The sequence below is a fragment of the Micromonospora zamorensis genome (assembly GCF_900090275.1).
Lineage (GTDB): Bacteria > Actinomycetota > Actinomycetes > Mycobacteriales > Micromonosporaceae > Micromonospora > Micromonospora zamorensis.
In genome coordinates, this window is record NZ_LT607755.1 from 5,490,406 (window position 1) to 5,511,513 (window position 21,108).

Here is a 21,108-nt window from a genome sequence, read left to right on the forward strand (position 1 = left end):
GGCTTCGCGCACACCGTACGGCAGAGGAGATACCGTCCTCCACTGAGGACGGATTAGCGGCGGTGACCGGGCAGCGCCCGCGCCCGCACCTGGAGGACTGAGTTGAGCCCCATCCGCTCCGCGACCATCGCGGCGCTCGCATCGGCCGTAGTGGCCACCACGCTCACCGGCTGCCAGTTTGGCGGGGCGGAGCAGGACACGAGTCCGATCGTGATCGCTGCCGACCTCGAACTCTCCGGCGCCGCCGCCCCCGTCGGGCGGGCATACCAGCGCGCACTGGAACTCAAGAGGGACCAGTTGAACTCCTCCGGAGCACTGAACAACCGGAAGATCGAGCTGAAGGTGAAGGACAACCGTTCCGACTCGGCCGAGTCACTTCGCAACATCGTCGACTTCAGCAGCGATTCCCAAGTCAGCGCCATCATCATGGGCGGCTGTAACGAATGCGCGGTCGGTGCGGTCGGCACCATCAACGAGAAGCGGATTCCCACCATTGCGCTCGCCGCTTCCGGCGCGATCGCCAGCCCGGTCGCCGAGCGGCGCTACGTGTTCAAGCTCGGCCCCAACGCCGTGGACAGCGCCGCCGCACTCACCACCGAACTGCGTCGCAACAACCTCCGCAAGGTGGGGATGCTCGTCAGCGACGACGACTATGGCCGGGAGGGCGCGACCGCACTCAGGAGCGAGCTGGACAAGGCCAAAATCACGCTGCGCGAGCAGAAGGTCAAGACCACCGACACCGACGTCAGTCAGCAGGTCCGGCAGCTGACGTCAGGCAAGCCCGACGCGCTCGTCTTCTGGACGCCGCCGGAGCAGGCGACGCTGGCGGCCACCAGCGCTTCGCAGACCACCTTCCGCGGGTCGCTGTTCTTCGACGCGGGCGCGGCCGGTGACCTCTTCCTCGGCGAGGCAGCCAGGGCCACCGAGCGGGCCACGCTGATCTTCACCCAGACCATGGTGATCGACGACGTGATCGCGACGACGCCGGCCAAGGCGGCGCGACGACAGTGGTTCCAGGACTACACGGCACGTTTCGGCGGCTACAACGGGTCGTCGTCCTTCGCCGCGGACGCCATGCAGTTGATCGCCGATGCGGAACTGCGCGCCGGCGGTGAGGTCGGCAAGATGGACCGCGACGGCCTTCGGGACGTGCTCGAAACGTCCCAGATGGATGGCCTGTCCGGCCCGATCCGAATGACGCCGGACAACCACAGCGGCCTGATGCCGCAGGCGCTCACCACGTTGGTGGCCCGTAACGGCCGCTGGCGCCTGGCGGGGTAACGCTTCCCGGCCACCGTGCACGAAGAGGGCCGGCCTCCCGATGGGGAGGCCGGCCCTCTTCGTTGCGGTTGCTGACCGTGCGGCGGGTCAGCGGCTGCTGGTGGTTTCGCGGACCCAGGGCAGGGCGATCCGTTCGCTCAGCACGAGCGCCGAGTAGAGCAGGATGCTCACCAGCGCCACCAACATGATCGCCGCCCACGCGGTGGCGGTGTCGCCAATACCGGCGTACTGCGTGATCACATAGCCGAGGCCACTCTCGCCGGCCTGGAACTCACCGATCACCGCGCCGATCGCGGCCAGTGGCATGGCCACCTTGAGCCCGACGAAGATCTGCGGCAACGCGGCCGGGAAGCGCACCTTGCGGAACGCCTGCCAGCGGGAGGCGTTCCAGGAGCGCACCAGTTCGGCCAGGTCAGCCGGCGTGGTGGTGAGCCCGGTCGCGGTCGAGAGCACGATCGGGAAGAAGCAGAGCAGGAACACCATGGTCAGGATCGGCTTCTGACCCCAGCCGAGTGCCACCACCAACAACGGGCCCAGCGTGATCTTCGGCACCGCGTTCACCGCGACCAGCAGCGGGGTGAACATCCGCTCCACCGTGCGGGAGCTGGCCAGGGAGAGTCCGATCAGGACACCGGCCACCGCCGAGAGCGCGAAGCCGATCAGGATCTCCAGCAGGGTGTCCCAGGTGTGCTCCAGCATCTGGGCGGGCTTGTCGACGAACGCGGCGAGCACACCACCGGGCGGTGGCAGAGCCGCGGGGTGGACCAGCTCCAACCGGGCGATCAGCCACCACGCCGCCAGGGCGACCAGGAGGCCGGCCGCGGGCAGCGCCGCCCCGGCCCCGGCCCGGAGGCTGGCACCTCGACCCGCGCGCCCCGCCTCGGGGCCGGCGCCCGGGGGTGGGGATGGCGCCACCGCCGGATCCGCTGACCGGACGTCGGTCATCTTGTCCTCCTCGAAATCCTCGGCCCCCGGGGGGCCGACGAGCGACGGGGGTACGTCCCACCGGAGTCGGCGGAACGTACCCCCTGGTGACGACCGGACGATCAGGCCTTCGGCGCGAGGCTGAAGTCGATGATCTGCTCGGGGGTGATGTTCTGCTTCAGCGCGCCAGCGCCCTGCAGGATGGCGATGCTCTTGGCGACCCGACCGCTGTCCAGGGTGCCGATCGCGGTGCCGGTGTTGCCGGAGCGCACGTACGCGGCCATCAGCTCAAGCTCGGCGGCGGCGGCGACCGGGTTGGAGGCCTCCACGTTCTTCTTCAGGATCTCGCCGGCCTCCTTGGAGTTGGCCAGGCTGTACTCCAGGCCCTTGAGCAGCGCCGCGGTGAACTTCTTCACCATCTCGGGCTTCTCCTTGGCGATCTTGGAGGAGGTGATCAGCACGTTGCCGTAGAGGTCCTGCATCACGTTGCTGTACGGCAGCATGACGGCCTTCTTCTTGGCCACCGCCTCGATCGTCGGCTGACCGACGACGAACTGGCCGATGCCGTCCACCTGGCCGGTGGCCAGCGTGCTGATCAGGTTCTGCGCCTCACCGTTGACCCAGGTCACCTTTTTCTCGTCAACACCGGCGAGCCGGGCGTACGTCGGGAACAGGTTGCGGACCACGGACCCGGGGGTGTCGGCGAGCTTCTTGCCCTCCAGGTCCTTCGGGGAGGCGATGTTCTTGCCCTCGACGGTGGCGATGCCGGCCATGGTGCGCTGCTGGATCGCGGCCACCACGGTGAAGTCCTTCGCCTGGCCGTTGCCGACCTGGAGCAGACCGCCGGTGAGGTCGATCGGGCCGAACTGGGCCTGGCCACCGACGATGGTCTGGATCACACCACCGGTGCCCTGACCGGGCTTGATCTCGACGTCGAAACCGGCGTCCTTGAAGAAGCCCTTCTCCTTTGCCACCCAGGCGTAGGAGTCACGGCCGAAGTTACCGAAAGAGGTGAGGTAGGTCACCTTCTCCAGCGAACCACCGTTGCCGCCCTTGGCGTCGTCTGACGAGTCCGACCCGCTGCTGCAGGCGGAAACGAGAGCGAGGGCAGTGGCCAGCGCGGCCGTAGCGACCGTACGGGTCAGCCTTCTCATCAGTAGCACCATGTCCTTTCCTACCGGGGCCGACGGGCCACCGGAGGGGGTTGTCGTGACGGGCCGGCGGTCGGGGTGGAAGCCGGGCACCGCCGTCGTGAGGGGACTCTTCGCGGGCACAGCGTACGAGAAACCCACAGTTGCGACGCCAGGCATATCGGGTTGCGGAACGGAAACAACCTGACGACCACCCCGGACGGTGCGATACGTAGACACGCCCGCTAGCCTTTGTCGGATTCCTGACCGTCCACTCAGCGGAGGTGCGCCGGAGATGATCCGACTGTCCGGGGTGTCCCGTACCTTCGATGGCCGATCCGGCCGGGTGGAGGCGCTGCGCGGCATCGACCTCGACGTCGCCGAGGGTGAGTTCGTCGCCGTGCTCGGCCGCTCCGGCTGCGGCAAGTCCACCCTGCTGCGGCTGATCGCCGGGCTGCTCCCGCTGACCGCTGGCGAGATCACCGTGGCCGGTACGCCGATCACCCGCCCTCGCCAGGACATCGCCATGCTGTTCCAGAAGCCGGCGCTGCTGCCCTGGCGCACCGTGCTGGACAACGTCCTCCTGCCGGTGGAGATCTTCGGCTGGAGCCGCGCCAAGCACCGCGAGCGGGCCCGGCGACTGCTCGACGTGGCCGGATTGGCCGGGTTCGAGAAGCGGCTGCCGCACGAACTCTCCGGCGGCATGCAGCAGCGGGTCTCGCTGTGCCGGTCGCTGATCGGTGAGCCCCGCGTGATGCTGATGGACGAGCCGTTCTCCGCGCTGGACGCGCTCACCCGCGAGGAACTCTCCGGCGAACTCCAGCGGGTGCACATGGAGAACAAGCCGACCATCGTCTTCGTCACCCACTCCATCGACGAGGCGGTGCTGCTCGCCGACCGGGTGGTCGTGCTGAGCCCCCGCCCCGGCCGGATCCGCAAGGTGCTCGACGTCGACATCCCCCGGCCCCGCACCCTCGGCCGCAACGCCCACCTGGCTGACGTCGCGCGAGTCAGCGCCGACCTGCACGAGCTGTTGATGGAACGCGACGAACCGGCCACGGCCAGCACGGAAGGACGATGAGCATGCGGGTGTCGGTCTTCACCGAACCCAACCGGGGCGCCACCTACGACACCCAACTCCGGTTCGCGCGGCTGGTCGAGGCCTGCGGGTACGAAGGCTTCCTCCGAGCCGACCACTACCAGTCGATGGGCGCCGACCCGGGCCTCCCCGGCCCCACGGACGCCTGGCTGACCCTCGCCGCGCTGGCCCGGGAGACCGAGCGGATCCGGCTCGGCACCCTGGTGACGTCGGCCACCTTCCGCCTGCCCGGCCCGCTCGCGGTGATGGTCGCGCAGGTCGACCAGATGAGCGGCGGCCGGGTCGACCTGGGCATCGGCGCCGGCTGGTACGAGCGCGAGCACACCTCGTACGGCATCCCGTTCCCGCCGGTCGGCGAGCGCTTCGACCGGCTGGCCGAGCAGCTTGAGGTCATCACCGGGCTGTGGAGCACCCCGTCCGGCGAGACCTACAGCTTCACCGGCGACCACTACCGGCTCGTGGACGCGCCCGCCCTGCCCAAGCCGGTGCAGGTGCCCGGGCCCCCGATCATCGTTGGCGGTCGCGGTCCCAAGCGCACCCCCGAGCTGGCCGCCCGGTACGCCGCCGAGTTCAACATGCCGTTCAAGTCCGTGGCGGACACCGCCAAGGCGTACGACCGGGTGCTTGAGGCGTGCGAGCGCACCGGGCGGGCGGAGTCCGGGCGCGACCCGCTGGTGCTCTCCGCCGGGATCGTCGTGGCCATCGGCCGGACCGACGCCGAAGCCCAGCGGCGGGCCGCACCCCTGCACGAGAAGAGCGCGCTGCCGCCGGAGGACCCGGTGGTCGGCTCACCCGCGCAGCTCGCGCAGCGGATCGGCGAGTTCGCCGCAGCCGGCGCCACCCGGGTCCACCTGCGTCTGATCGACTTCAATGACCTCGACCACCTCGAACTGATCGCCGCCGAGGTGCTCCCCCAACTGGACGGAGAACGATGACCGACGTGATCGACGGGACCGAACTCGGGCCGGTGGGCCAGGAGATCGTGTACGAGAACGACCGGGTCCGGGTCTGGCACATCCGCCTCGAACCCGGCGAGCGGCAGCCGCTGCACCGGCACGACCACCCCTACCTCGTGGTGGCGATCGAGGGCGCGAAGAACGTCGTGCAGACCATCGACGGCACCCGGATCGACGCCGACGAGCCCACCGGCGGCGTGGTCTACCGTGATCCGGGCGCGGTACATATGCTCACCAATGTCGGAGACACGACTTACCTGGCTCGGCTGGTCGAACTCAAGTAGACCCGCCGAGCGCGGGCCTGCGCGTCGCGCGGCGTGCCGGTGGCGATTCGGTGTACCGGGTGCGTAACGTGCCCGACATGGCCTTTCGGACCTGGGGCAGACTGCTGCTCACGGCGCTCGGGGTGAGCGTGCTGGCCGGAGCCGGCCAGCTCGGCGTCGCGTACGGTTTCGGCATCGTCCGGCTGACCGGCGCCTTCACCGGTACGACCGTCAACCAGTGGCCCACCCAGCTCGTCTGGGTGGGCTGGTTCGCCGCGAACGCCGCCGTCGTCGGCGCCGTCCTGACCGGACGCCTCGCTCGCCGCGACGCACCGGCGGTCAGCACCGGCCGCCAGCTGGCGATCGGTGGCGCGGCGGCGCTCGGTGCCACCGTCATCGCTCCCCTCTGCATGCAGCCCGCCCGCGCCGCCGAGTTGATCTCCGTCGACCCGGTTTGGGCGGTGGGCATCTGCGCCGTACTCGGTGCCGTCATCGGGGCGGGCGCGGCGATCGCCGTTCTGCTCCGGCCCGAGCTGGGCTGGAACATGGCCGCGGTGGCCGGCGCGGTCTGGCTGCTGGCGCTGATCTCGGTCCTGCCGTCGCTCGGCACGACCGGCCCGATGCCGACCGTGCGGCTCGGCGTCCTGGAGCCGAGCTGGCTGGCCGACGACGCCGCGCAACGGCTGTCGCTGCTCCTGCTGCCCATCGTGGCGCTGCTGGCCGGCGTGGCGACCGCCGCGCTGGCTCGCTGGCGGGGCCAGGCACCCCTGATCAGCGGGGCCACCGGGGTCGCCGGTCCGGTGCTGGTGGCATTCGCGTACCTGACCGCCGGCCCGGGTGACGCCGTGGATCGCTACCAGGCCACTCCCTATTACGGCTCGTTGATCGCGATCCTCGCCGGTGCGCTCGGCGCGGCGGCCGCAGCGCTACTGCGCTGGCCGACCGGCGCTCGCAGCGCGGATTCGCAGGCGATCGAGCCGTCCGACATCCTGCGCCCACTGCCCCCCGGCCCGGCCCTGCCGGGCACCGCGTCGGCGAACTCGACTAACGACCCGGACACCACCGAACGCACCGACGCGGAGCTGCCCGCCGACACCAAGCCCGCCGGTGGTGTCGTCGCAGGCCCGAGGGCCGCAGCCGGCTCCGATGGCGTACGCACCGCCCCGGCCCACTGGGACTGGCCGGCGTCCACCACGGGCGGCCAGGATGGCCCGACCCCCGCCGTTGCGGCGAAACCCGCAGCCTGGCTGACCGATCCGACCGGCGAGTTCACCGCCGGAGCGCAGACGCGCCGGTCGATCCCGGACGATGTCACTTCCCCGGTCGAGAGCGAGCGCTCAGCCGCGACCAGCGTCAGCAGCCCCACCGACGCCACCCCGGCCAGCGCCAAGGCCGGCCGCGCCGATGCCGCCACCCCGACAGTCGGCCATGCCAGCGCCCCGACCGACAGCGCAACAAACACGCTCACGACCGCCACGGGCGCGCCTGGTGCGGGAACGGCAAGCACCGGAACCACCAGCACCGGCATGGCCAGTGCGGGCACGACCGCCACCGAAGCGGCCAGTAAGGGCGCGGCCAGCCCGGGCGCGGCCAGCACCGGCACGACCAGCGCAAGCGCGGCCGACGCCGGTACGGGTGATGCGGCGGTGCCGAGCAAGCCGCGCCGGGTCCGTAAGCCGAAGGTCAGCCCGGGTGCCGCGATCTCTGACCCGGTCGATGACGCCGCGCCATCCGAGTCGGATACCGCCGACGAGGCGGCCACCGGCCGCACCAGGAAGGTCACCCGGGCGGGCAGGTCCGCCGACAGCACCGGTTCTGGCACGGTCACCGCCGCTCCCGTTCCGAGCGAGCAGAGCCCGGGCACCGACGCCGATCCGACCACCGAAACCGCCCTGACCACCACGAGCGGCGCGACGGCGGTGGTCCCGACCACAAGCGGCGCGACAGCAGCCGCCCCGACCGCCGCAAGCGGTTCGACGGCGACACCGGCCGGCGCCAAGGCCGAGGCGGTCAAGCCGCCCCGCACCCGGGCCGCAACCGCCGGAACGGAAGCAGCCGACCCGACGGCGGCAGCAGCAGCCCAGTCGTCCCGCGTCCCGGCCGAGGCGCCCGTGCCGAAGGCGGAAGCACCCCGCCCGAAGGCGGAAGCAGCCGACCCGAAGGTGGAAGCGACCAAGCCTCCCCGCGCCCCGGCCGCGAGTAGCGCAGTGGCGGGGGCAGCCGACCTGCCGCGCAGCGAGGCCGCCGCAACCAGCTCGAAGGCCGACGCCGCCAACCCGCCGCGCACCCCGACCACCGCAACCAGCCCGAAGGCGAAAACCGCCGACCCGGCCAGCGCATCCGCAACCCAGCTGGCGGGCGAAGCCGACGACGAGCCGGCCGCCACCGAGGACGGTCCCGGCACCGGGTTGTTCGGGAGCACTGCCGCCGGTGACCCGGACGCCGACCGGTGGACACCAGCACCTTCGGCCTGGCCGGTCAGCGCGGCCTGGACGGTGCCGCCGCAGACCTCCGCACCGGGGCCAGCGACATCGGAGACGCCGACCGGGTCGGACAAGGCGACCGGGCCGACGCCGAGGCCCCGGCACCGGGCGCCGTTGCCGGACCTGAGCCGGGCCAGCTCCTGGAACGCCTTCGACACCACCCGGCGCGCCGGACAGGCGGAGGCAGCGGACAGTTCGGCGGATCGGACTACGCCGACCAGCGCGGCCGCGACCGGCGAGACAGCCGCCCACCTTGAAAGCCCGAGCCGGCCGGACGCACCGGTCGTGCCGGGCGCAGCCGGCACGTCCTCCGACGCTGGCACAGGCACCGACGCCGGCACCGACGAGACGGCGAGCACCGACGCCACACCGGCCGCGTCGAAGCCGGGCAAGGTTGCCGAGCAGCCTTCCCGCCGAGGACGGCTCGGTGGCCTCTTCCGCCGCAACCGGTCCCGGGCCGACGAGGAGAGCCAGCAGGCGGCAGACAACGTGGAGCCGCTGCCTGCAAAGGACGAGGAGTTCGTCGACTGGGTCGCCGGGCTGAGCAAGCCGGTGTCGGACAACGAGCCGGAGCAGGACAACGGTCGCCGGTCGCTGCGCTCCACCGGTCGGCACCACCGCGAGTGACCCCACCCGCGGGCACGTCGGAACGCCGATCGACCTGCCTACCTGCTTGATCCACTCGGGTTCACTGATGTCGGCCTGTCCCACCGGCTCGGACACCGCGACATCAGTGAACCCGAGTCGATCACCCCGACCCGATCACCCAAGAGCGCGCACCGCGCCGGTTCAGGCCAGCGGCAGATACACCCGGCTGCCGCCGGAGACGAACTCCTCCGACTTGTCCTTCATGCCGCGGGCCGCGTACTCCTTCAGCTCCTGGGTGATCTTCATGGAGCAGAACTTCGGGCCGCACATCGAGCAGAAGTGCGCCGTCTTCGCCGGCTCGGCGGGCAGGGTCGCGTCGTGGTACGACCGAGCGGTCTCCGGGTCCAGCGAGAGGTTGAACTGGTCCTCCCAGCGGAACTCGAACCGCGCCTTCGACAGGGCGTCGTCCCACTCCTGCGCGCCAGGGTGGCCCTTGGCCAGGTCGGCCGCGTGCGCGGCGATCTTGTACGCGATCACGCCCGCCTTCACGTCGTCCCGGTCCGGCAGGCCGAGGTGCTCCTTCGGAGTCACGTAGCAGAGCATCGCGGTGCCGAACATGCCGATCATCGCGGCGCCGATCGCCGAGGTGATGTGGTCGTACGCCGGCGCGATGTCGGTGGTCAGCGGACCGAGCGTGTAGAAGGGCGCCTCGTGGCACCACTCCTGCTGGAGGTCCACGTTCTCCTTGATCTTGTGCATCGGCACGTGGCCCGGGCCCTCGATCATCACCTGGACGTCGTACTCCCAGGCGACAGTCGTCAGCTCGCCGAGGGTGCGCAGCTCGGCGAACTGCGCCTCGTCGTTGGCGTCCGCGATCGAGCCGGGGCGCAGCCCGTCGCCGAGGGAGAACGTCACGTCGTACTTGGCGAGCAGCGCGCACAGCTCCGCGAAGTTGGTGTAGAGGAAGTTCTCCTCGTGGTGCGCCAGGCACCAGGCCGCCATGATCGAGCCGCCCCGGGAGACGATCCCGGTGACCCGGTCCACGGCCAGCGGCACGTACGGCAGCAGCACCCCGGCGTGCACCGTCATGTAGTCCACGCCCTGCTCGGCCTGCTCGATCACGGTGTCCCGGAACACCTCCCAGCTCAGCTTCACCGGGTCACCGCCGACCTTCTCCAACGCCTGGTAGATCGGCACCGTCCCGATCGGCACCGGGGAGTTCCGCACGATCGCCTCGCGGGTCTCGTGGATCCGCTTCCCGGTGGACAGGTCCATCACGGTGTCCGCGCCCCAACGGGTGGCCCAGGTGAGCTTCTCCACCTCCTCAGCGACCGACGAGCTGACCGCCGAGGTGCCGATGTTGGCGTTCACCTTGACCAGGAACGCCTTACCGATGATCGCCGGCTCACACTCCGGATGGTTCACGTTGAGCGGCAGCACCGCCCGGCCGGCGGCGATCTCGGCCCGTACGAGTTCCGGGTCGACGTTTTCCCGGATCGCCACGAACTCCATCTCCGGCGTCACCACACCCGCCCGCGCGTACGCGAGTTGCGTGGGCCGGCGACCGTCCACCCCGGCGAGTGGCGTGCCCGCACCCCGTACCGGCGCCACGTCACCACGCTCGGCGATCCACGGTCCCCGCAGCGGCGGCAACCCGACCTCCGGGTCCGACCCGGGGCCGGACGTGTCGTAGAGCCGCACCGGCGGAAGATCCCCGGTCAGCCCCACCTCCGCGAACGGCACCCGGACGTCCGGTCGCGAACCCTCCACGTACACCTTGCCTCGTGCGTGCATGACAGCCTCCCTGGTGATCAAGCGGACCAGCCGAAGTGGTTCAGCGGTCCGCGCCCCGCGCCCAGCTCCCAACCCCGTGCGCCGGTCAGCGCCCGGAGCACGTACTCCTTGGCGGCACCCACCGCCGCCGGCACCGGATCACCCAGCGCGAGCCGCACGGCGATCGCCGCCGAGAACGAACACCCGGTCCCGTGGGTGTGCCGGGTCGTCACCCGGGGGGCGCGCAGCAGCGTGGTGACACCGTCGCCGTGCAGCACGTCGACCGCCTCGCCGCCGTCCAGATCACCCCCGGTGACCACGACGTGGTCGGGGCCGCCGGCCGCGAGCGCCTCGGCGGCCACGACCATCCCGGCCACGTCGTCCACCGGGCGTCCGGTGATGGCCGCGGCCTCCGCGCAGTTCGGCGTCGCCACAGTGGCGTACGGGAGCAGCCGCTCGACCGCGCCCACCACGCCGAGCCGGTGGCCGCTCGTGGCGACGAGCACCGGGTCGACGACGAGTTGGGGCAGCCGGCCGGCACGTGCGGCCTGCGCCACCACGTCGGCGACCGCCGGGGTGCCGAGCATTCCCGTCTTGACCGCCGAGACGGTGAAGTCGGCGAGCACGCTGTCCAACTGCTCGGTGACCGTGCGCGGAGGCAACGGCAGGACGGCGTCGACGCCTCGGGTGTTCTGTGCGGTGACCGCCGTGATGACGCTGGTGCCGTACGCGCCCAGCGCGGCGAAGACCTTCAGGTCGGCCTGGATGCCCGCGCCGCCGCCGGAGTCTGAGCCTGCGATTGTCAGCAGTGTTCGCGGGGTCATTTTCCCTGGCCTTTGGTTGCGGTTGGGGGCTGCGGCCGACCGTGCCCACTCCGGGCGGTCAGGCTTGATCCCTGCGTGGGCACGGTCGGCCGCAGCCCTGACGTGGAGACCTGGGTGACCCCGCGCCGGGTTTGGGTCAGCACAGGGGTGACCGCCTCTTGGAAGGCTCTGGTCAGGGTTGCGGCTGTTTGGGTGGGGTCTTTTGCTCGCATGAGTGCGCCCAGTACGGCTACTCCGGTGGCTCCCGCCTTCACGCAGGCGGTTACCTGTTCCGGGGATTCGACTCCGCCCAGCGCCAGGACCGGCACGTTGCTGGTCCTGATCAGTTTTCGCAGGCCGGCCGGTCCCAGGGGTGGGCCGTAGCCCGGTTTTGTCTTCGTGGGCCAGACCGGGGAGACGGTCGCGTAGTGCTCGGTGGTCAGGCGGTTCATCTCGGCTTCGTTGTGGCAGGAGCGGCCGACCAGGCTGTGGGTCGGCGGCGGGTACGGGCCGGCGGCGGGCAGGTGCACGGCGGCGCCGCCGAGCGGGTCGGGGCCGGCCACGACGAGAGTTCCGCCGACGTCGGCGAGGATCGCGCGCAGCTCGACGGCTAGGGCGGTGCGCTCGGGGCGGGGCAGGTCCTTCTCCCGCAGCACCACCCAGCGCACTCCCCCGGCCACGGCTCCCGCCACGACCCGGTCGAGCCCGCCCCGCGCGACGAGCCGGTCGGTCAACAGGACAACACCGGACGGCGGCGTCACAGGTCGGGTCTTCCCTCGTCGGGTGTGGAGGGCAGCGCGTGGAAGCGTCGGGCGATCCGGCCGGCGCCTGCCGCCAGCCGGCCCGCCTCGACCGCGTACCGCATCGCGGTCGCCATCGCCACCGGGTCCTCGGCCCGGGTCACGGCGCTGGCCAGCAGCACCGCGTCGCAGCCCAGCTCCATGGCCAGGGCCGCGTCGGAGGCGGTGCCGATGCCCGCGTCGAGGATCACCGGCACGTCCACCCCCTGCCGGATGAGCCGGATGTGGTGGGGGTTGCCGATGCCGAGCCCCGAGCCGATCGGGGAACCGGCCGGCATCACCGCGGCGCAGCCCACGTCGGCGAGCCGGCGGGCGAGCACCGGATCGTCGCTGGTGTACGGCAGGACGGTGAAGCCGTCGGCCACCAGCTCCTCGGCGGCGCGGAGCAGTTCCACCCCGTCGGGCAGTAGCGTCCGCTCGTCGCCGATCACCTCCAGCTTGACCCAGTCGGTGTCGAACGCGTCCCGGGCCAGCCGGGCCACCTTCACCGCCTCGGTCGCGGTGTGGCAGCCGGCGGTGTTCGGCAGCAGTCGCACCCCGCACCGGTCCAGCAGCTCCAGCAGCCCACCGGTGGAGCCCGGCGCGGTGCCCACCCGGCGCAGCGCCAGCGTGACCAGCTCGGTGCCGGACGCCCGGATCGCCTGTTCCAGCACGTGCAGGTTCGCGGCGCCGCCGGTGCCGAGGATCAACCGCGAGGTGAACGTCTCCCCACCCAGCTCGAACGTCACGCCGCTCACCCGCCCTGCGCCGCGGTGAGGACCTCGACCCGGTCGCCGTCACGCAGCACAGTGGCCGGCCAGCCGGCCCGGGGCACGACCTCGCCGTTGACCGCGACCGCCACCCCCCGCTGTTCGGGCACGACGTCGCGCACCAGGTCGGCCACCGACGCGCCGCCGGGGACGCTGCGTCCGGCCCCGTTCACCGTCAACTCCACAGGTCCCCCTCCATCGTCGGTTCAGTTCCTCGCCGGCCGCGGAGGCCACCGAGGCCGCCACCCGTCGCGGCCGGTGTGCGACCGGCCGAGCCGGCACCGACGAACCGTTCGGGTCCGAAGGGCGCGAGCAGCGGGTGGGGCACGCCGTCGAGCACCAGCTCGGTGATCAGGTCGGCGGTGATCGGGGTGAGCACGATGCCGTGCCGGTGGTGCCCGGTGGCGGCCAGCACGTCCGGCCGGTCGGGCAGCGGCCCGAGGATCGGTGCGTTGTCCGGCGTGCCCGGGCGCAGCCCGGCGACCGCCTCGACCAGGTCGTACTCGGCCAGCTCGGGCAGCAGGTCGACTCCGGCGCGGAGCAGGCGCTGCACCGCACCGGCGGTGACAGTGGTGTCCGCCCGTTCCTCGACCGTCGCGCCGAGCACGACCTCGCCGTCGGCGCGGGGCACCAGGTAGACGGGTTCGCCGTCGGCGTACCCCCGGATCACGTGCCGGAAGCCCGGCGCGACGCCGTCGGGCGCGCGGAGCCGGAGGATCTGGCCCTTCACCGGCCGGACGGGCAGGCCGGTGAGGGCGGCTGCCCCACAGCCGGCGGCGACCACCGTGACCGCAGCGTCCACATCAGACAGGTGCGCGACCGCCTGCGGCACGAGCACCGCGCCGGCCCGCTGGGCGGCCGTGCGCAGCGCCGGCACCAGCCGCCGGGGGTCGACCTGGTGGTCGGTGGGCGCGAGCGCGCCGCCGCGCAGCCGTGGTGCGAGCGCCGGCTCGCGGTCGCGCAGCTCGCTGGGGCGCAGTGGGGTCACCGGCAGGCCCAACCCCTGCTGGTACGCCCAGAGTCGGCGCGCCTCGGCCAGGTCGTCGCCGGTCAGCCCGACCATCAGGGTGCCCTCGGTCCGGTAGCCGATCCCGGTGCCGCTCGCCGCGGTCAGCTCGGCGGCGAACGCCGGCCAGCGGGCGGCGGACGCCAGCAGCAGCCCGGTCAGCTGCCACTCACCGAAGTACGCCTCGGCGACCGGCGAGAGCATGCCGGCGGCCACCGCCGACGCCCCCGAGCCGGGCTCCGGATCGTGCACCACCACGCGCAGCCCCCGGGCGGCGCAGCGCCAGGCGATCGCCAGCCCGATCGGCCCCGCCCCCACCACCGCGACGTCCGGCCGGCCCCGGTCACTCGATCGCGCTGACTCCGACCGGCCGGTCAGCACGCCAGGGCCTCGATCAGCTCGGCGGTCGCCCGCCCCGGGTCGGCGGCAGCGGAGACCGCCCCGACGACCGCCACCCCGTACGCCCCGGCGGCCCGCAGCTCCGGCACCCGCTCGGCGGTCACGCCGCCGATCGCGATGACCGGCACGTCGACGGCGTCGACGACGGCACGTACGCCCACGGGCCCGATGGGGTCCGGCAGGCCGGACTTGGTGCTGGTGGCGTGGCAAGGCCCGACGCCCAGGTAGCTGGCTCCCGCCGCGACCGCCGCGGTCGCTGTTCCCGGCGCGCGGGCGGTGGCGCCCAGCACGCCGGCCGGGCCGAGCACCCGACGGGCGGCGGCGACCGGCAGGTCGTCGGCCCCGACGTGCCCACCGGCGGCACCGACCGCCAGCGCCACGTGCAGCCGATCGTTGACCAGGCAGGTCGCCCCGTACGGCACGCAGAGCGCCAGCACCCGCTGGGCCAGCTCGTACGCCTCGCGGTCGGTGGCGGAATCCTCGACCCGGACCTGCACCACCAGGTCGGCTCGGGCCACCGCGAGGGCGGCCCGGACCACGGTGAGCGGGTCTCGCCCGGGTCGGGTGTCGGTGATCAGATGCAGTCGCCCCAGGGACGGCACGGCAACGCTCCTCCCTGCGCCGGCATTATCCGGATCAGGTTCGACGGTCGGGGGCTGTCAGCCCCCCTCTCAGCCCGGTACACCGGGCTCCCGTGGGTTACTTGCGTGTCACCGTACGACAGATCCGCCGGTCTGCCAAGGCGGGTGTCGACGGGCCGGAATGGCGGATTAGGTTGGGCGCTTCATCCCGGTCCTATTCGGAATGTCGCCCCCCGTTGCAGAACCGTTACCTGCCGGCATCTTGCCGGACATTGAGCCAGCCGAATTAATTTGTTCAGCGATTCGACAAAATGTTGGCGGGGGCACCGTGACGCGGTGTCACCACCGGCTCCATCTGGGAGGGTCTTCGGCGAGCCGGCTCCCGCGATCCCTGTCACTACGACATAGGAGGCGGCGTGTCCCGTTCTCGTCGTGCCCGCGTACCCATCACCGCAACCCTGATCTCCCTGGCCATGGCCTCGACCACCCTGTTCGGCGCGCCCGCCCAGGCGGCCGCCCAGGTCCCCCCACGGGATGCGAAAGCCGCAGCCCCGGTCAGCCAGGTGGTGCCGAAGGCGCCAAAGGCCGCGGCCGATCCCTTCTCCGTCCTCGTCTTCTCCAAGACCGCCGGCTTCCGGCACGACTCCATCCCCACCGGCATCGCTGCCATCCAACAGCTCGGTGTGGCCAACGGATTCACAGTGGACAACTCCGAGGACGGCTCCGCATTCAACGACGCCAACCTCGCGAAGTACAAGGCGGTGATCTGGCTCTCCACCACCGGTGACGTGCTCGACGCCGAGCAGCAGGCGGCGTTCGAGCGCTACGTGAAGGCGGGCGGCGGCTACGTCGGCATCCACGCCGCATCGGACACCGAGTACAGCTGGGCCTGGTACGGCGACCTGGTCGGCGCGTACTTCGCCAACCACCCGCAGAACCAGCAGGCCACGGTCAAGGTGGAGGACCACGCCCACCCGTCCACGACCGGGCTGCCGGACCGATGGTCCCGGTTCGACGAGTGGTACAACTACCAGACCAATCCCCGGCCGGACGTGCACGTGCTCGCCAGCCTGGACGAGAAGAGCTACACGGCAGGCGCCGGTGCCATGGGCGCCGACCACCCGATCGCCTGGTGTCAGGACTTCGACGGCGGCCGATCCTGGTACACCGGGGCGGGCCACACCCGGGAGTCGTACGCCGAGCCCGAGTTCCTGTCCCACCTGCTCGGCGGCATCCGGACCGCGGCCGGTGTCGAGAACGCCGACTGCGGCGCCTCGAAGACCTCGAACTTCGAGAAGGTCGCGCTGGACAGCAACACGAGCAACCCGATGGAGCTGGACATCGCCGGAGACGGGCGGGTCTTCTACATCGAGCGCGACGGTCGCGTGCAGATCGTCAAGCCGGACACCGGCAGCACCGTCACCGCCGTCGACCTGGACGTCTTCACCGGCAACGAGGACGGCCTGATCGGCATCCGGCTCGACCCGGACTTCGCCACCAACAAGTGGGTGTATCTCTACTACGCCCCGAACGACGGGGTCACCCGCAACCTGCTGTCCCGCTTCACGGTCACCGGCGACACCATCGACCCTGCCAGCGAGAAGCAGGTGCTGCGGGTCGACACCCAGCGCAACACCTGCTGCCACGCTGGCGGCAGCATGGCCTTCGACAGCGCCGGCAACCTCTACCTGGCCACCGGTGACAACACCAACCCGTTCGAGTCGAGCGCGTACTCGCCGCTCGACGAGCGGCCGGGCCGCCAGGACTACGACTCGCAGCGCACCTCGGCCAACACCAACGACCTGCGCGGCAAGGTGATCCGGATCCACCCGGAGGACGACGGCACGTACACCGTCCCGACGGGCAACCTCTTCGCGCCGGGCACCGAGAAGACCCGCCCCGAGATCTACGCGATGGGCTTCCGCAACCCGTTCCGGATCGGCACCGACCCGAAGACCGACACCCTGTACGTCGGGGACTACGGGCCGGACGCCAACGCGAACAACCCGGACCGGGGCCCCCGGGGCCTGGTCGAGTGGAACGTCGTGACCCCCGGCAACTACGGCTGGCCGTACTGCACCGGGACGAACGAGGCGTACAACGACTACACGTTCCCGTCCGGCCCGAGCGGCCCGAAGTTCGACTGCGCCGCACCGGTGAACAACTCGCCCAACAACACGGGCCTGACCAACCTCCCGCCGGTCGTCCCGGCCACCGTCGACTACGGCTACGCCGGTGACGCGCGCTACCCGGAGATCGGCGGCGGTGGCGCCCCGATGGGCGGCCCGGCCTACCGCTACGACGCGGACCTCAACTCCAACCGCAAGTGGCCGGCGTACTACGACGGCAAGGCTCTGCTCGGCGAGTGGAACCAGAACAAGATGTACACCATGCAGGTGACCCCCGACGGCAAGTCGTTGGTGGACATCAATCAGCTGCTCACCGGCATGAAGATGGTCCGGCCGATGGACTTCGAGTTCGGTCCGGACGGCGCGCTCTATCTGATCGAGTGGGGCACCGGGTTCGGCGGCAACAACGACGACTCCGGCATCTACCGGATCGACTACACCGCCGGTGACCGCGCACCGATCGCCGCGGCGTCCGCCAACCCGACCTCGGGCCCGGCGCCGCTGACTGTCACCTTCTCCAGCGCCGGCTCCCGGGACCCGGACGGCGGCGCGCTCACCTACTCGTGGACCTTCGGCGACGGGCAGACCTCGACCGAGGCCAACCCGACGCACACGTACGCGACGGCCGGCAGCTACACCGCCCAGCTCACCGTCACCAACCCGAAGGGCCGTACCGCGGTGGCCAACGTGCCGATCACCGTGGGCAACACCGCGCCGACGGTGACCATCGAGTTCCCGCCGGACGGTGGCTTCTTCAACTGGGGTAACCAGGTCCGCTACTCCGTCAAGGTGACCGACCCCGAGGACGGGCAGGTCGACTGCGACAAGGTGCAGCTCCAGGTGCTGCTGGGTCACGACGAGCACGCCCACCCGCTGGAGCAGCACACCGGCTGCACCGGCACCGTCCAGACGTCGCTCGCCTCCGGGCACGGCGCCGAGGCGAACGTGTTCGCTGTCTTCGAGGCCACCTACACCGACGAGGGTGGCGCCGGCGGGTCCGGCCCGCTCACCGGTCGGGACATCGAGATCCTGCAGCCCAAGCAGAAGCAGGCCGAGTACTTCACCGCCACCGGGCGCGCCCCGGTGAGCACCGGCGGCGGAGACGCCGGCGTGCAACGAGAGGCCGGCGCCGACACCGCCGGTGGTGGCCAGAGCATCGCGTTCATCGAGGACGGTGACTGGTGGTCGGTCGCTCCGGCGGACCTGACCAACATCACCGAGATCCGGTTCCGGGCCGCCTCGGCAGCCGCCGGCGGTCGGATCGAGGTCCACGCGGGCGCCGTCGACGGACCGATCGTGGCCACGGCCACCGTTCCGACGACCGGCGCGTGGCAGACGTACACAGACGTGAGCGCGCCGGTGACCGGTGCCGCGAGCGGCTCGCTGTACTTCGTGGCCCGCGACCCGAACGGCGGGACGGGCTCGCTGTTCAACGTCAACTGGATGGACTTCATCGGCCGCGGCGTCACCGAGAACGCGCCGCCGGTGGTCACCGCCACCGCGACCCCGGCCACCGGCACCGTGCCGGTCACCGTCGAGTTCGACGGCACGGCCACCGACGCCGAGGGCGACACCCCGCTGACGTACGCCTGGGACTTCGGTGACGGAGGCTCGGCGACCACAGTGGACGCCAGCCACACCTACACCAACGCGGGCACCTTCACGGCCACCCTCACGGTGACCGACAGCAAGGGCGCCAGGTCGTACGCCACGGTGCCGGTGCGGGTCGACGCTCCGGACACGTCCTGCTTCGGGGCGCGTTCGGACGACTTCAACGGCAACAGCCTCGACAAGGAGCGCTGGACCAGCGTGGTCCGGGAGAACCAGCTCTACTCGCTCAGCGGCGGCGCGCTGCGGCTGCCCACCGGGGTGGGTGACCTCTACGGCGCGCGCAACGACGCCACCAACCTGGTGCTACAGGCGGCTCCGACCGGCGCCTGGGAGATGACCACCAAGGTCACGCTGCCGGTGACGGCCAACTACCAGCAGGCTGGCGTGCTGGTGTACGGCGACGACGACAACTACGCCAAGCTGGACCTGCTGTACAACGGCAGCCGGCGGGTGGAGTTCATCCGGGAGACGGCCGGTACGCCTCGCAACGAGGCCGCCGACAGTGCCGCCGCGCCGGCGGGTGACACCGTGTACCTGCGGATCACCAGCGACGGGACGAACCTGACCGCCGCCGCCTCGGGCGACGGGCAGACCTTCACCCCGGTCGGCCAGTCGGCAGCGCTCGCCGGCATCACCAACCCGCGGATCGGGGTCTTCGCGCTCAACGGAGGCACCGAGGCGCCCGTGGTCGACGCCGCGTTCGACTCGTTCCAGGTCACGCCGGACGCCCCGGCCGGCCCGGTCGACCCGTCGGACGAGTTCACCGGTTCCACGTTGGACAAGTGCCGCTGGGACGCCATCACACGGGAGGACCCGAACGGTTACCGGGTCACCGGTGGCGCGCTGCGGATCGACGTGCCCAACGGCGACATCTACGGCACCGACAACACCGGGCCGAAGAACTTCATCCTCCAGACCGCGCCGTCCGGCGACTGGACCCTGGAGACGAAGGTCGACGGCAGTCTGCTGAACGAGCAGTACCAGCAGGCCGGTCTGCTCGTGCAGGCCGACGACGACAACTACCTGAAGTTGGACTTCATCGCGGACAACCAGGCCGGCCAGGCGGTGACGCGGCGGATCGAGTTCCGCAGCGAGATCGCCGGGACGGTGCAGAACCCGCAGCCGGAGGCGGCCAGCCTCACCTCGGCGGTGTGGCACCTGCGGCTGGCCCGCACCGGTGACACGTTCACCGCGTCGTACTCGGCCGACGGGACGACCTGGACCGCGTTGGAGGCGCTGACGAACAGCGCGGTGGGTGCCACCCCGAAGGTTGGGTTGTTCACCCTCGGCGCCAACCAGACCGCCTCGAAGACCGCCGTGTTCGACTACTTCCGGTTGAGCACGAAGGTCGCCGACGAGACCGCGCCGGTCACCACAGCGACGGTGTCCGGCACCCCGACCGAGGGGTGGTACACGGGGCCGGTGACGGTGACCCTCACCGCCGCCGACGAGGCCGGCGGTAGCGGGCTCGCCAGCACCGAGTACCAGTTGGACGGTGCCACCACCTGGACGGCCTACACCGCTCCGGTGGCGGTCAGCGGGGACGGCGAGCACGAGCTGCGGTTCCGCTCGACCGACCAGGCGGGCAACGTGGAGTCGACGAAGACCGTCTCGGTCAAGATCGACACCACCGCGCCGGTCACCACGGCGACGTTCGCTCCGGCGAACGACGCCGGCTGGCACAACGGGACGATCCCGGTCGTGCTGGCCTCGACCGACGCCGGTTCCGGCGTCAAGACGGTGGAGTGGTCCCTGGACGGTGGCACCTGGACGCCGTACACGACGCCGGTCGAGGTGACCGGTGACGGCCAGCACGAGCTGCTGTTCCGCTCGACCGACAAGGCGGGCAACGCCGAGACGCTCAAGTCGGCGGTGCTGCGCATCGACGGCACGAAGCCGACGCTGCTGGTGTCCGGGATCGCCGATGGCCAGCTCTACGGTGACAGCCAGGACGTTCGGGTGTCCTGGCAGGCCGTCGACCCGACCTCGGGCATCGCGTCCGTGGTCGGCCAGTTGGACGGCAGGGCGTACGCCAGCGGCACTCTGCAGGCCATGTACGAGCTGCCGCTCGGCCTGCACGAGCTGACCGTGACCGCGACCGACAAGGCGGGCAACCAGACCACCTCTGCGGTCCGGTTCTTCGTCACCACCTCGTTCCGGGACATGCAGGGCCTGCTGGACCGGTTCAAGGCGACGGGTCGACTCTCGGCCAAGGCGCACAAGCAGTTGACGGCGAAGCTGGACGCGGCCCGTCAGGCCGAGGCGGCCGGCAACGACAACAAGGCGATCAAGCAGTTGACCGCCTTCCGTACGCTGGCCGCCGACGCCACACTGGTGGCCGAGGCGGAGATCCGGGACGTCCTGATCCGGGACGCCGACGCCATGATCGTCCGGCTCGGCGGCGCGGCCAGCAAGGCCGGGGTGAAGGCGAACGACGGCGCTCCGATCAAGGGCACCGGACGCCTGGGTGAGGATGCCACCCGGCTCGCACCCGGTCGCCAGCTCTGATCCGACGAGGCCCCTCCCCGACGTC

15 protein-coding genes and 1 riboswitch are annotated in these 21,108 nt (G+C 71.4%); of the genes, 6 read left to right on the forward strand and 9 right to left on the reverse strand.

All coding sequences use genetic code 11. The features are described from left to right. The first annotated feature begins 102 nt into the window (after nt 1-102). On the forward strand, nt 103-1,281 hold the full coding sequence (locus GA0070619_RS24370; protein WP_088950209.1) for an ABC transporter substrate-binding protein: 1,179 nt from the start codon (nt 103-105) through the stop codon (nt 1,279-1,281). 87 nt (nt 1,282-1,368) lie between these two features. Here the strand turns inward: GA0070619_RS24370 and GA0070619_RS24375 are convergent, their stop codons facing one another. Both GA0070619_RS24375 and GA0070619_RS24380 read right to left on the reverse strand, forming a co-directional pair. Further along, entirely contained in the window at nt 1,369-2,226 is an 858-nt protein-coding gene (locus GA0070619_RS24375) for an ABC transporter permease (RefSeq protein ID WP_172862109.1), read from the reverse strand. Nucleotides 2,227-2,327: 101 nt separating this feature from the next. Next, nucleotides 2,328-3,359 carry an ABC transporter substrate-binding protein gene (locus GA0070619_RS24380; protein ID WP_088952022.1) on the reverse strand — a complete coding sequence of 344 codons (1,032 nt, stop codon included), beginning with the start codon at nt 3,357-3,359 and terminating at the stop codon, nt 2,328-2,330. A gap of 271 nt (nt 3,360-3,630) precedes the next feature. Between GA0070619_RS24380 and GA0070619_RS24385 the strand changes: the two genes are divergently transcribed. From GA0070619_RS24385 to GA0070619_RS24400, 4 genes are all read left to right on the forward strand, one after another. After that, nucleotides 3,631-4,416 (forward strand): ABC transporter ATP-binding protein, encoded by a 786-nt coding sequence (locus tag GA0070619_RS24385; RefSeq protein ID WP_088950210.1) that lies wholly within the window; start codon nt 3,631-3,633, stop codon nt 4,414-4,416. Between the two features lie 2 nt (nt 4,417-4,418). Beyond that, nucleotides 4,419-5,369, forward strand: a complete 951-nt coding sequence (locus GA0070619_RS24390; RefSeq protein ID WP_088950211.1) for an LLM class F420-dependent oxidoreductase — start codon at nt 4,419-4,421, stop codon at nt 5,367-5,369. Next, nucleotides 5,366-5,674, forward strand: coding sequence for a cupin domain-containing protein (locus tag GA0070619_RS24395; RefSeq protein WP_007465195.1), 309 nt, complete (start codon nt 5,366-5,368; stop codon nt 5,672-5,674). The genes GA0070619_RS24390 and GA0070619_RS24395 overlap by 4 nt, the downstream gene beginning before the upstream one ends. A 77-nt stretch (nt 5,675-5,751) precedes the next feature. Next, nucleotides 5,752-8,763, forward strand: a complete 3,012-nt coding sequence (locus tag GA0070619_RS24400) for a hypothetical protein (RefSeq protein ID WP_157744078.1) — start codon at nt 5,752-5,754, stop codon at nt 8,761-8,763. A 162-nt stretch (nt 8,764-8,925) separates the two neighbouring features. Here GA0070619_RS24400 and thiC read toward each other — a convergent pair whose 3' ends face one another. From thiC to thiE, 7 genes are all read right to left on the reverse strand, one after another. Continuing rightward, nucleotides 8,926-10,518: a phosphomethylpyrimidine synthase ThiC gene (thiC, locus tag GA0070619_RS24405; protein WP_088950213.1), complete on the reverse strand. Its 1,593-nt coding sequence runs from the start codon at nt 10,516-10,518 to the stop codon at nt 8,926-8,928. 17 nt (nt 10,519-10,535) lie between these two features. Next, nucleotides 10,536-11,321 carry a bifunctional hydroxymethylpyrimidine kinase/phosphomethylpyrimidine kinase gene (gene thiD / locus GA0070619_RS24410; protein ID WP_088950214.1) on the reverse strand — a complete coding sequence of 262 codons (786 nt, stop codon included), beginning with the start codon at nt 11,319-11,321 and terminating at the stop codon, nt 10,536-10,538. Beyond that, nucleotides 11,318-12,061, reverse strand: coding sequence for a thiamine phosphate synthase (locus GA0070619_RS24415; RefSeq protein WP_088950215.1), 744 nt, complete (start codon nt 12,059-12,061; stop codon nt 11,318-11,320). The genes thiD and GA0070619_RS24415 overlap by 4 nt, the downstream gene beginning before the upstream one ends. Further along, nucleotides 12,058-12,837, reverse strand: a complete 780-nt coding sequence (locus tag GA0070619_RS24420) for a thiazole synthase (RefSeq protein ID WP_088950216.1) — start codon at nt 12,835-12,837, stop codon at nt 12,058-12,060. Before GA0070619_RS24420 ends, GA0070619_RS24415 begins: the two co-directional genes overlap by 4 nt. Beyond that, nucleotides 12,834-13,034 carry a sulfur carrier protein ThiS gene (gene thiS / locus GA0070619_RS24425; RefSeq protein ID WP_088950217.1) on the reverse strand — a complete coding sequence of 67 codons (201 nt, stop codon included), beginning with the start codon at nt 13,032-13,034 and terminating at the stop codon, nt 12,834-12,836. Before thiS ends, GA0070619_RS24420 begins: the two co-directional genes overlap by 4 nt. Next, entirely contained in the window at nt 13,025-14,236 is a 1,212-nt protein-coding gene (thiO, locus tag GA0070619_RS24430; RefSeq protein WP_088950218.1) for a glycine oxidase ThiO, read from the reverse strand. The genes thiS and thiO overlap by 10 nt, the downstream gene beginning before the upstream one ends. Beyond that, nucleotides 14,230-14,856: a thiamine phosphate synthase gene (gene thiE, locus GA0070619_RS24435; RefSeq protein WP_088952023.1), complete on the reverse strand. Its 627-nt coding sequence runs from the start codon at nt 14,854-14,856 to the stop codon at nt 14,230-14,232. Before thiE ends, thiO begins: the two co-directional genes overlap by 7 nt. Continuing rightward, nucleotides 14,851-14,960: riboswitch (TPP riboswitch) on the reverse strand. It overlaps the preceding gene by 6 nt. 291 nt (nt 14,961-15,251) lie before the next feature. Between thiE and GA0070619_RS24440 the strand changes: the two genes are divergently transcribed. Further along, the gene (locus GA0070619_RS24440; protein WP_088950219.1) at nt 15,252-21,083 is read left to right on the forward strand and encodes a ThuA domain-containing protein; all 5,832 of its coding nucleotides are present in this window, start codon (nt 15,252-15,254) and stop codon (nt 21,081-21,083) included. The last annotated feature ends 25 nt before the right edge of the window (nt 21,084-21,108 follow it).